This is a genomic window from Kitasatospora sp. NPDC054795, from assembly GCF_053611565.1.
This window is the reverse complement of record NZ_JBSHAP010000091.1, coordinates 20,041-32,288: the sequence shown is the minus strand read 5'-3', so window position 1 is coordinate 32,288 and position 12,248 is coordinate 20,041. Positions and strand designations below refer to the sequence as shown.

General features: G+C 74.0%; 8 protein-coding genes. 7 read left to right on the top strand and 1 reads right to left on the bottom strand.

Annotation, left to right across the window (positions count from 1 at the left end; genetic code table 11):
• Positions 1–90: 90 nt before the first annotated feature.
• Positions 91–783: a bifunctional DNA primase/polymerase gene (locus ACWGJO_RS28415; protein ID WP_452188008.1), complete on the bottom strand. Its 693-nt coding sequence runs from the start codon at positions 781–783 to the stop codon at positions 91–93.
• Positions 784–1,420: 637 nt separating this feature from the next.
• Here ACWGJO_RS28415 and nsdA point away from each other — a divergent pair.
• The 7 genes from nsdA (at position 1,421) to ftsH (ending at position 12,209) form a co-directional block, all read left to right on the top strand.
• Positions 1,421–2,875: a transcriptional repressor NsdA gene (gene nsdA, locus ACWGJO_RS28410; protein WP_380354225.1), complete on the top strand. Its 1,455-nt coding sequence runs from the start codon at positions 1,421–1,423 to the stop codon at positions 2,873–2,875.
• A 345-nt stretch (positions 2,876–3,220) separates the two neighbouring features.
• On the top strand, positions 3,221–4,627 hold the full coding sequence (locus ACWGJO_RS28405) for an ammonium transporter (protein WP_452188006.1): 1,407 nt from the start codon (positions 3,221–3,223) through the stop codon (positions 4,625–4,627).
• Positions 4,624–4,962, top strand: coding sequence for a P-II family nitrogen regulator (locus ACWGJO_RS28400; RefSeq protein ID WP_387736626.1), 339 nt, complete (start codon positions 4,624–4,626; stop codon positions 4,960–4,962). Before ACWGJO_RS28405 ends, ACWGJO_RS28400 begins: the two co-directional genes overlap by 4 nt.
• Positions 4,963–5,176: 214 nt before the next feature.
• On the top strand, positions 5,177–7,672 hold the full coding sequence (locus ACWGJO_RS28395) for a [protein-PII] uridylyltransferase (RefSeq protein ID WP_452188004.1): 2,496 nt from the start codon (positions 5,177–5,179) through the stop codon (positions 7,670–7,672).
• Between the two features lie 195 nt (positions 7,673–7,867).
• Entirely contained in the window at positions 7,868–9,433 is a 1,566-nt protein-coding gene (ffh, locus tag ACWGJO_RS28390) for a signal recognition particle protein (RefSeq protein ID WP_380354239.1), read from the top strand.
• A 125-nt stretch (positions 9,434–9,558) separates the two neighbouring features.
• The gene (locus ACWGJO_RS28385) at positions 9,559–10,083 is read left to right on the top strand and encodes a GNAT family N-acetyltransferase (protein WP_359900590.1); all 525 of its coding nucleotides are present in this window, start codon (positions 9,559–9,561) and stop codon (positions 10,081–10,083) included.
• A 92-nt stretch (positions 10,084–10,175) separates the two neighbouring features.
• The gene (ftsH, locus tag ACWGJO_RS28380; protein WP_452188002.1) at positions 10,176–12,209 is read left to right on the top strand and encodes an ATP-dependent zinc metalloprotease FtsH; all 2,034 of its coding nucleotides are present in this window, start codon (positions 10,176–10,178) and stop codon (positions 12,207–12,209) included.
• Positions 12,210–12,248: the final 39 nt, after the last annotated feature.

Genomic DNA, 12,248 nt, shown 5'->3' with positions numbered 1-12,248 from the left:
TTCCGGCGCGGTGGCCCCGGCGCGGTGGCCGCTCGGACGGCTGCCCGGGGAGCGGGCCCCGGCGCGGCGGCCCGGCGGGGCCCGGTCGGGTCAGGAGGCCATCCAGGCCGGCTCGGCGGTGCGCTCGCGGCTGCGGTGGCAGGCGTAGGCGAGGGTGCCGAGCAGCAGCCGGGCCTCGGGGGGGCAGCCCGCGTTGTCGCGGGTGGGGCGGCGCAGCCAGCGGACCGGGCCGAGGGAGCCGAGGACGGTGGGCGGGGCGGCGACGTAGTCGCCCTCGCCGTGGCAGACCAGGTCGAGCGCGGCGTCGTCCCAGCCCATCCGGTACAGCAGGTCGGGCAGGCGCCGGGCGGTGCCGGCGGCGACCAGGAACTGGAGCCGGCCGGTGGGGACGGCGAGCACCGGGCCCACCTGGGTGCCCATCCGCTCCAGCCGGACCAGCGCCTGGAGCCCGGCCTGCTCGGGGACGTCCAGGACGTCGAAGGCGCGGCCGGTGGGGAACAGCACCGAGCCCTCGGCGCGGGCGCCGCGGGCCCGGCCACCGCGGCCGGGCGCGGAGTGCCGGCCGGGCGCGGCGCAGCAGGGGGAGCCGCAGGGACAGCGGGTCGGGGCGGTGGCGCCGGTGACCGGGGCACCGGTGACCGGGTCGCCGGTGGCGACCGCCCAGCCCCAGCGGCCGGTGTACTCCGCGGCGGCCTGGGACGCGGTGACCTTGGTGCGGCGGCGCGCGCCCAGCGGTGCCAGCCGCAGGTGCCCCAGTCGAAGTTCGCCGAACAGGTTGTCCATGCCTCCCCCAACAGGTTGTCGTTGCCGATGGTTACGGGACGGTGACTGTGTGTCGATTGTCGGCCGTGTGGTGCGTAGTGCAGTGGCGGCGCGCAGCGCATGGTGTGCGCCTGTTCCACCGGTGCGCCTCGGGCGCCGCCTTGTGGGGGCGGCGCCGATGCCGGATCGTCGTGTGCGTGGGGCTGTCGCCGTCCCGAGTGGACGGTGAACTCGCCTGTGGCTGCGGTGGGTTGCGAGGTCCGCCGGGTCCTCCGGGATGCGCCGGGGGACTTGGCGGCCCGCATATGCCGAGCCGTCGGGACTCCCCAAGTGAAGCGTGTGCCCCCGGGCTTCGGTTCACTCCTGGGGGTGGCGAAAGGTGGCGTTTCGCCAGGGCCGCTCCCGCGGGCCCCTCGCGGGGCATTACGTTCAGCACGCGGATGTCGTCGAGGAGTCTGTCCCGGGCCGTCGAGGAGCGGGAGTTGGGGATCTGACGGATCGTCCGCAACGATGGCACACCAGTGCGAGGGCGCTGCGGTACGGCGCCGCCGCGGCACGGCAGCACCTCAGGCACGGCACGTCTGGCAAGAGCCCGCAACCGTCGGGCGGTCACGATCGGGGGCCCCGGTAGGGGCCGGGCGGGATGGGGACGTTACCCATGGCAGAGAAGCAACCGAATGAGAAGCTGACCACGTGGTTCGCCCGCAGCGGCTGGTCCAAGGGCGAGTTGGCCCGTCAGGTCAACCGCCGGGCCCGGCAGATCGGCGCCCACCACGTGTCCACCGACACCTCGCGGGTGCGCCGCTGGCTCGACGGCGAACAGCCCCGCGAGCCGATTCCCAAGATCATGTCGGAACTCTTCTCCGAGCGGTTCGGCTCGGTGGTCTCGATCGAGGATCTCGGCCTGCGCGCCGCGATCCCGGTCTCGACCGTGGGCGGCGGCGTCGACCTGCCGTGGAGCGGCCCGCAGACCGTCCAGCTGATCAGCGACTACTCCCGCAGCGACCTCATGCTCAACCGCCGGGGCTTCCTCGGCACCTCGCTGGCGCTCACCGCGGGCGCCGCGCTGATCGAGCCGATGCAGCGCTGGCTCACCCCCGGCCCGACCGGCGTCCCCACCCCGATCCTCACCGCGGCCAACGGCGGCGAGGCGTTCACCGGCCGGCTCTCCGAGCCCGAGCTCGAACTGCTGGAGCAGACCACGGTCATGTTCCGGCAGTGGGACGCGCAGAACGGCGGCGGGCTGCGCCGCAAGGCCGTCGTCGGCCAACTGCACGAGGTCACCGACCTGCTCCAGGAGACGTACAGCGAGGACACCACCAGGCGGCTGTTCCGGCTCACCGCCGAACTCGCCCACCTGGCCGGGTGGATGTCGTACGACGTCGGGATGCACCCGAGCGCGCAGAAGTACTACGTGCTCGCCCTGCACGCGGCCAAGGAAGCGGGCGACCGCCCGTTCGGCGCGCTGATCCTCACCGACATGAGCCGCCAGATGATCCACCTCAACCGGGGCGAGGACGCCCTGGAACTCATCCACCTGGCCCAGTACGGCAGCCGCGACACCGCCACCCCGCGCCAGCAGTCCCTGCTGTACGCGATGGAGGCGCGCGCCTACGCCACCATCGGCGAGGTCAACCGCTGCGCCCGGGCGGTCCGGCTGGCCGAGGACACCTTCACCGACATCCGGGACGGGGACCAGGAGCCGGACTGGCTGAAGTTCTTCTCGCCGGCCGAGCTGAACGCCGAGAACGCGCACTCCTTCCGCGACCTCGCGTACCACTCGGACAACGCGCAGCTCTACGCCTCGATGTCCGCGCCGGTGATGGAGCGCGCGGTCGACCTGTTCCGCCAGGACGCCGACCACGTGCGCTCGTACGCCTTCAACCTGATCGGCATGGCCAGCGTCCACCTGCTGCAGCGGGAGGCCGAGCAGGCCGCGGTGATGGCCGAGCAGGCGGTGGACATCGCCACCAAGGTGCGCTCGGAGCGGCTGAACTCCCGGGTGCGCAAGACCACGGAGGCCGCGGCGGCCCGCTTCAAGGGCGTGGACGCGGTGAGCCGGCTCAAGGAGCGGGTGGTCCAGGACATCCCGGAGTTCGTCTCGGTGGTCTGACCGGTCGGTGATCCGCCGGTCGGTGATCCGCCGGTCGGTGGTCCGACCGGCCCCGCCGAGGGCCTTCCGAGAGGTGCTCCACCGACCGTGGCGGCCGCCGCCGTCACGGTCGGTGGTCTGTCCGGCGCCCGGTGGCACGGCACGGCGCGCGGCCGGACTCCGGGGGTGCGGGGCCGCGGTTCACGCAGCCGTAACCCCTGCGTCGCACACGTCACGGCGGTGAAACAACCGGTCGCACTGGCCGAAACCAGCCTTCGGCACGCTCCTCCTCAACGCCGACACCCCGGGTGGCACCACGGGACGGGTCCCCGGGCGCGGGTCGGCCTGGACGCAGAGGAGACGCCGATGCCGGACGGCTTCAGCGCGGGCGACACCGCCTTCGTGCTCATCAGTGCGGCCCTGGTCATGCTGATGACCCCTGGGCTGGCCTTCTTCTACGGGGGCATGGTCAGGGCCAAGAGCACGCTGAACATGCTGGCGATGAGCTTCCTCTCGCTCGGCATCGTCAGCGTGCTGTGGGTCCTGTACGGCTACTCGCTCAGCTTCGGGTCCGACTCCTTCGCCGGGCTGATCGGCAACCTGGACCACCTCGGGATGCGCGGCCTCGGCCTCAACGAGCTGACCGGCTCCATCCCGGTCACCGCCTTCGCCCTCTTCCAGCTGATGTTCGCGGTCATCACCCCGGCGCTGATCAGCGGCGCCGTCGCGGACCGGGCGAGATTCGCGGCCTGGGGCCTGTTCATCGCGCTCTGGGTGACCATCGTCTACTTCCCGGTGGCGCACTGGGTCTTCTTCTTCGACGGCGGCCACGGCGGCTGGCTGGGCGACCGCAACGGCGTGATCGACTTCGCCGGCGGGACGGCCGTGCACATCAACGCGGGCGTCGCCGGCCTCGCGCTCTGCCTGGTGCTGGGCAAGCGGATCGGCTTCAAGAAGGACCCGATGCGCCCGCACAGCCTGCCGCTGGTGATGCTCGGCTCCGGGCTGCTCTGGTTCGGCTGGTTCGGCTTCAACGCGGGCTCGGCGCTCGCGGCCAACGGCGTCGCCGCGATGGCGATGGTCAACACCCAGGTCGCCACCGGCGCGGCGCTGGTCGGCTGGCTGGTCTACGAGAGGTTCAAGCACGGCGCCTTCACCACGCTGGGTGCCGCCTCCGGCGCGGTGGCCGGGCTGGTCGCGATCACCCCGGCCTGCGGGTCGGTGAGCCCGCTCGGCGCGGTGGCGATCGGGCTGGTGGCGGGTGCGGTCTGCTGTGCCGCGGTCTCGCTCAAGTACCGCTGGGGCTTCGACGACTCGCTCGACGTGGTGGGCGTGCACGCGGTCGGCGGGGCGATCGGTTCGCTGCTGGTCGGCCTGTTCGCCACCGGCGGGGTCGGCCAGGGCGTCAAGGGCCTGTTCTACGGGGGCGGGATCGGGCAGCTGGGCAAGCAGGCGATGGGCGTGGCGGTGGTCGCGGCGTACTCCTTCGTGCTGTCCTGGCTGCTGGCCAAGGCGGTCGACCGGCTGGTCGGCTTCCGGGTCGCCGGGGAGGTCGAGGTGGCCGGCATCGACCAGGCCGAACACGCCGAGTCCGCCTACGATTTCAGCGCCGTGGGGGCGGGCCTGGCCCGGGCCCTGCCGGGCCTGGCCGTCGCTGCCGCGAAGCCCGCCGCCGAGCGGTCCGTTGCCGCGGAGCCCGTCGCCGAGCGGTCCGCCGCCGCGGCTCCTGCAGAGAAGCCCGCCGAGAAGAAGACCGAGGTCGACGCCCGATGAAGCTCATCACCGCCGTGATCAAGCCGTACCGACTGGACGAGGTGAAGGCCGCCCTCCAGGCCTTCGGGGTGCACGGCCTGACCGTCACCGAGGCCAGCGGCTACGGCCGCCAGCGCGGCCACACCGAGGTGTACCGGGGGGCCGAGTACACCGTGGACCTGGTGCCGAAGGTCAGGATCGAGATCCTGGTCGAGGACGAGGACGCCGAGGACCTGATCGACGTCCTGGTGAAGGCCGCCCGGACCGGGAAGATCGGCGACGGCAAGGTGTGGAGCATCCCGGTCGACACCGCCGTAAGGGTCCGGACCGGCGAGCGCGGCCCGGACGCCCTGTAGCCCCGCGCGGGACGGCGGACCTGCCACCCCCGGGTGCGCGGGTCCGCCCGACGGCGCAACGGCGTCCTCCGGCCGGCCGAACGGCCCGCCCGGCGGGTCGGGGCGGCGGCACGGCGGTCCGCACGCCCCGGCGGCCCGCGCAACACGACGGTTCGCACGGCACAGCGGTTCACCAGCACGACGGCTCAGCAGCACGACGGACGGGACCACGCGCATGACCTCCGAGACCAGCCCCTCCGAGCCCTCCGGCGCCGTCGCCCCGGGCGACCCCTGCGACCCCCGCGACCCCGCCGACCCCTTCGACCTCGCGGGCAGGGCCGCCGCCCGGGCCGCGCTGCTGGCCGGCCCCGGCCCTGGCGGCCGCCCCCGCCGCCGGGCGCTCGCCCGGCTCGCCGACGACTGGCTGGCCGGCCTGCTCGCGGCCGCCGGCGCCCCGCCCCGCGTCGCCCTGGTCGCGGTCGGCGGGTACGGGCGGGGCGAGCTGTCCCCGCGCAGCGACCTGGACGTCCTGCTGCTGCACGACGGCCCGATCCCCCGGGAGCTGCCCGAGCGGATCTGGTACCCGGTCTGGGACTCGGGAGCCAAACTCGACCACGCCGTGCGTACCGTCGCCCAGGCCCGCTCGGTCGCCGCCGCCGACCTCAAGGTCCAGCTCGGCCTGCTGGACGCCCGTCACCTCGCCGGGGACCGGGCGCTCACCGACGCCCTGCGCGCCGCGGTGCTCACCGACTGGCGCGCGAGCGCCCCCGCGCGCCTGCCGGAGCTGCGAGAGCTGGGCCGCGAGCGGGCCGAACGGCACGGTGAGCTGTCCTTCCTCCTGGAGCCCGACCTCAAGGAGGCCCGCGGCGGCCTGCGCGACGTCGTGGCGCTGGACGCGATCGCCGCCACCTGGCTGGCCGACGCCCCCCGGGACGGCCTGGACGCCGCCGCACAGCGGCTGGCCGACGTGCGCGACTCCCTGCACCTGGTCACCGGCCGGGCCACCGAACGGCTCAGCCTCCAGGACCAGGACCAGGTCGCCGAGCGGCTCGGCGTGCTGGACGCCGACACCCTGCTGCGCCAGGTCTACGAGGCCGCCCGCACCATCGCGTACGCCGGCGACGTCACCTGGCGGGCGGTGGACCGGGTGCTCGCGGCCCGCGCCGGCCGGGGCCGGCGGTCGCGCCGGACGGGCATCCCGTTCGTCGGCTCCGGACGCGGCACCGGAGCGGCGGCCCGGGGCGCGGTCGAGCGGCGGCCGCTCGCCGAGGGCGTGGTCGAGCAGGACGGCGAGGCGGTGCTCGCCCGGGGCGCCCGTCCCGCCGCCGACCCGGTGCTGCCGCTGCGCGCCGCGGCCGCCGCCGCGCAGAACGGGCTGACCGTCTCGGACGCCACGGTGCGCAGGCTGGCCGCCGAGTGCCGCCCGCTGCCGGTGCCCTGGCCGGACGAGGCGCGCGAGCAGCTGGTCACCCTGCTGGGCGCGGGGGAGGCGGCCGTCCCGGTGTGGGAGGCGCTGGAGGCGCAGGGGCTGGTCCGCCGGCTGCTGCCGGACTGGGAGCGGGTGCGCTGCCGTCCGCAGCGCAACGCGGTGCACCGCTGGACGGTGGACCGGCATCTGGTGGAGACCGCGGTGCGGGCCGCCGCGATGACCCGCCGGGTGGCCCGGCCGGACCTGCTGCTGGTCGCCGCGCTGCTGCACGACATCGGCAAGGGCTGGCCGGGGGACCACAGCGCGGCCGGCGAGGTGATCGTCCGCGACCTCGGCGCCCGGATGGGCTTCGGCCCCGAGGACACCGAGACCCTGGCGGTACTGGTCCGCCACCACCTGACCCTGGTGGACACCGCGACCCGGCGCGATCCGGACGACCCGGCCACCGTCGAGGCGATCACCAAGGCGGTCACCACCCTGCCGGAGCTGGAGCTGCTGCACGCGCTCACCGAGGCGGACGCGCTGGCCACCGGGCCGGCCGCGTGGAGCGGCTGGCGGGCTTCCCTGGTGGACGGGCTGGTGGCCCGGGTGGCGGACCGGCTGGCCGGGGCGGGAGTCCCGCCGGTCGAGGCGGCGCCGACCGCCGAGCAGGAGCGGCTGGCGGTCGAGGCCGCCCGGACCGGGCAGCCGGCGCTGTCGCTGCGGGCCCGGTCGGAGGGGGCGGAGCCGGGCGCCGAGCCGATGGGCGTCGAGCTGAACCTGGCGGTCCCGGACCGTCCCGGACTGCTCGGCACCGCCGCCGGGGTGCTCGCGCTGCACCGGCTGGCCGTCCGTTCGGCCGGGCTGCGCGAGCTGGACCCGGTGGGCGCCGGGCCGGTGCTGGTGCTGTCCTGGCGGGTGGCGGCCGAGTACGGAGAGCTGCCGGAGGCGGCCCGGCTGCGGGCCGACCTGCGCCGGGCACTGGACGGCTCGCTGGACGTCGCCCGCCGCCTCGCCGAGCGGGACGCCGCCGCCCCGCGCCGCCGGGGCATCCCCACCCCGCCGCCGCTGGTCGCGGTGGCGCCGGCGGTGGCCTCGGCGACCGCGACCGTGCTGGAGGTCCGCGCCCACGACGCCCCCGGGCTGCTGCACCGGATCGGCCGGGCGCTGGACGCGGCGGGCGTGCGGGTGCGCACCGCGCACGTGTCCACGCTGGGCGCGGAGGCCGTCGACTCGTTCTACCTGACCGACGAGGCGGGGCGGCCGCTGACCGCCGGGCGGGCCGGCGAGGTGGCGGCGGCGGTCCGGGCCGCGCTGGGCTGAGCGCCGGGCCCGGTCCGGGCCGGTCGGGCCGGTCGGGGCCGGGCCGACCGGGCTCGCGGAAGGACGCGGGCAGGGGTGCGGCCACGGGTACGGGCAGGAGTTCCGACCGGGGGTGGAGACCTCACCCGGGGCGGCCGGATACCCTGGGGGGCGACGACCGTACTGATACCGATGCCGCAGAGGACCCGCGACGACGTGTTCGACACCCTTTCCGATCGCCTCGCAGCGACGTTCAAGAACCTCCGGGGCAAGGGCCGCCTGAGCGAGGCGGACATCGACGCCACCGCCCGCGAGATCCGCATCGCGCTGCTGGAGGCGGACGTCGCGCTGCCGGTCGTCCGGGCCTTCATCAAGCAGGTCAAGGAGCGGGCCCTCGGTGCCGAGGTCTCCGGCGCGCTGAACCCGGCGCAGCAGATCATCAAGATCGTCAACGAGGAGCTCATCGCGATCCTCGGTGGCGAGACCCGCCGGGTGCGGTTCGCCAAGAGCGGCCCGACGGTGATCATGCTGGCCGGTCTCCAGGGCGCCGGTAAGACCACCCTCGCGGGCAAGCTCGGCCACTGGCTGAAGACGCAGAAGCACACCCCGCTGCTGGTCGCCTGCGACCTCCAGCGCCCCAACGCGGTCAACCAGCTCCAGGTGGTCGCCGAGCGCGCCGGCGTGGCCTTCTACGGCCCGCAGCCGGGCAACGGCGTCGGCGACCCGGTGCAGGTGGCCAAGGACTCGATCGAGTACGCCAAGCAGAAGCAGTACGACGTCGTCGTCGTCGACACCGCCGGCCGCCTGGGCATCGACGCCGAGCTGATGCAGCAGGCCGCCGACATCCGTGCCGCGGTGAACCCGGACGAGGTCCTGTTCGTCGTCGACGCGATGATCGGCCAGGACGCGGTCACCACCGCCCAGGCCTTCCTCGACGGCGTCGACTTCACCGGTGTGGTGCTCTCCAAGCTCGACGGCGACGCCCGCGGCGGTGCCGCCCTGTCGGTCGCGCACGTCACCGGCCGGCAGATCATGTTCGCCTCCAACGGCGAGAAGGTCGACGACTTCGACGCCTTCCACCCGGACCGGATGGCCTCGCGCATCCTCGGCATGGGTGACGTCCTCTCGCTGATCGAGAAGGCCGAGCAGACCTTCTCGCAGGCCGAGGCGGAGAAGATCGCCGCCAAGCTGCGCGGCGGCCCGAAGCAGTTCACCCTGGACGACTTCCTGTCCCAGCTGGAGCAGGTCCAGAAGATGGGCTCGATCTCCAAGCTGCTCGGCATGCTGCCCGGCATGGGCCAGATCCGGGACCAGATCAACAACATCGACGACAAGGACGTCAACCGGGTCGGCGCGATCATCAAGTCGATGACCCCGGCCGAGCGCGCCGAGCCGGAGCTGATCAACGGCTCCCGCCGGGCCCGCATCGCCAAGGGTTCGGGCGTCCAGGTCGGCGAGGTGAAGAACCTGGTCGAGCGGTTCTTCGACGCCCGCAAGATGATGTCCGCGATGGCCTCCGGCAAGGGCATGCCCGGCATGCCGGGGATCCCCGGCATGGGCGGCGGCGGGAAGAAGTCCGCCAAGAAGGCCCCGCAGGCCAAGGGCAAGCGCAAGAGCGGCAACCCGCTGAAGCGGGCGCAGGACGAGGCCGCGGCCGCCGAGCGCCGCGCGCTCGGCCCGGGTGCCGGCCAGGGTCCGGCGGACGGCGGTGCGTTCGGTCTCGGCGCGGGCAAGGGCCCGGCCGACTTCGAGCTGCCCAAGGAGTTCAAGGACATGCTGTAGTCCTTGGACGTGCCGCCGCCTTTGGTCATCCGTTGATCAACGGCGGTCGGTCCTGATCGATTCTGGTCGGCCCGTCGCCCGGTGTTTCCGGGCGGCGGGCCGATCGCGTGTCCGATGATGGGGGCATGCGAGTGATGATCAGGGCCCCGAGGGCCGACGACACGGCCGCGTACGCCGAGGCGGTCCGGCGGTCCGCCGAGCACATCGGACGGTGGAACCCGGTCGAGCCGGACGGACTGCCCGACCTGCTGAAACGCCAGGGCTCCGGGCTGCGCACCTTCCTGATCCTCGACCGGGAGACCGGCGGACTGGTCGGCAAGGTGAACGTCGCCAACATCGTGATGAGCCGCTTCTGCAACGCCACGCTGGGCTACGACTCCTACCTCCCGTTCAACGGCACCGGCCGGATGACCGAGGGCATGCGGCTGGTCGTGGACCGCTGCTTCGCCCCGCAGTCGGCCGACGGGCTGGGGCTGCACCGGCTGGAGATCAACGTCCAGCCGGACAACGAGCGCTCGGTCGCGATGGCCAAGCGGCTGGGCTTCCGGCACGAGGGCTTCTCCCCGCGGATGCTGTTCCTCCAGGGCGACTGGCGCGACCACGAGCGGTTCGCCCTGACCGCCGAGGAGTGGCCGGGCGCAACGGCATAGCCGCTGGTGGGAGGGGTTGGCGCGGGCGTACGGCGGTCCGGGCGCGGCGTTGCGATTGGCTCGTCCGAGCAGCTGTCCGTATTGTCCGATGGGTGACCGAACCCGTGCCGCCACGTCAGACCCCCGAACAGCCCTGGCGTTCGGAGGGTGCCCCGCCCCCGCCGCCCAAGCGCCGGATGCCCGGCGGCTGGGTGGGCCTCGCCCTCACCGCCCTCGTGGTGTTCCTGATCTCGGACCTGCTGCTGTCCTTCTTCGGCCCCGCCGGCGCCACCACGATTTCGTACACCGAGTTCAACAACCAGCTGAGCAAGGGCAACATCACCAAGATCTACGCCAAGGGCGACGCGATCGAGGGCACCCTCAAGACCGCCCAGCCCAAGCCGGACGGCGGCAAGGGCGACTACACCGAGTTCGACACCCAGCGGCCCTCCTTCGCGGGCGACAACCTCTGGGCCACCCTGCAGCAGCAGGGCGTCGAGGTCACCGCCACCTCGCCCGTCCAGCAGCGCAGCTTCCTCACCAACCTGCTGCTCTCGCTCGCCCCGATGCTGCTGCTGATCTTCATCTGGGTGCTGCTCGCCCGCCGGATGGCCGGCGGACTCGGTGGCGGACCGCTCGGCCGCAAGGCCCCGCCCAAGCCGGTCATGGCCGAGGAGGGCAAGCGCACCACCTTCGCCGACGTGGCCGGCATCGACGAGGTCGAGGCCGAACTCACCGAGGTCGTCGACTACTTGAAGAACCCCGAGCGGTACCGCCGGCTCGGTGCCAAGATGCCGCGCGGCGTGCTGCTGAGCGGCCCGCCCGGAACCGGCAAGACCCTGCTCGCCCGGGCCGTGGCCGGCGAGGCGAACGTGCCGTTCTTCTCCGCCTCCGCCTCCGAGTTCATCGAGATGATCGTCGGCGTCGGCGCCAGCCGGGTCCGCGAGCTGTTCGCCGAGGCCCGCAAGGTCGCCCCCGCGATCATCTTCATCGACGAGATCGACACCATCGGCCGCCAGCGCGGCGCCGGCGGCGGCATGGGCGGGCACGACGAGCGCGAGCAGACCCTCAACCAGATCCTCACCGAGATGGACGGCTTCACCGGCTCCGAGGGCGTCATCGTGATCGCCGCGACCAACCGGGCGGACGTGCTCGACCCGGCGCTGCTGCGCCCCGGCCGCTTCGACCGGCGGATCACCGTCAGCCCGCCCGACCGGGAGGGCCGTGCCGCGATCCTGCGCATCCACAGCCGCAGCGTCCCGCTGGCCGGCGGCACCGACCTCAACCAGCTGGCCAAGGTCACGCCAGGGATGACCGGGGCCGAACTCGCCAACCTGGTCAACGAGGCCGCGCTGCTGGCCGTCAAGCGCGAACAGGACGCCGTCAACGAGCGGGACCTCTCGGACGCCCTGGAGAAGGTCCAGCTCGGGGCGGTGCGGCCGCTGGTGATGCCGCAGGAGGAGCGCGAGCGGACGGCGTACCACGAGAGCGGGCACGCGCTGCTGGGCATGCTCCAGCCCGGAGCGGACCCGGTTCGCAAGATCACCATCGTGCCGCGCGGCCGGGCGCTCGGCGTCACCCTCTCCACCCCGGAGAACGACCGCTACTCGTACACCGAGCCCTACCTGCGCGGCCGGATCATCGGCGCGCTCGGCGGCATGGCGGCCGAGCAGGTGGTCTACGGGGTGATCACCACCGGCGCGGAGAGCGACCTGGAGCAGGTCACCAACATCGCCCGCGGGATGGCCGGGCGCTGGGGGATGAGCGAGCGGGTCGGGCGGCTCACCGCGGTGCCCTCCGACCCGCAGGGTGCGTACGGGCTCTCCGCCGCGCCGACCACCCTGGACGCGGTGGACGAGGAGGCCCGGCGGATCGTCTCCGAGTGCTACGGCGACGCGGTGCGGATCCTGAACGAGCAGCGGCACCGGCTGGACGCGCTGGCGGCGGCGCTGCTGGAGGCGGAGACGCTGGACGAGGAGGCGGCGTACCGGGCGGCGGGGGTCCCGCGGGAGGCGGCCTCAGAGGGCTCGGCGGGCTCGGCGGGCTCGGTGGGGTCTTCCGAAGGGTCTTCCACGGGCTCGGCGGGGTCTCCCGAAGGCTCCGACGGTTCCGATGATTCCGACGGGAAGTCGATCGACCGGGCGTGACGCCCGATGCCGGGGGCGCGCGCCAGAGTGGCGAGCGCC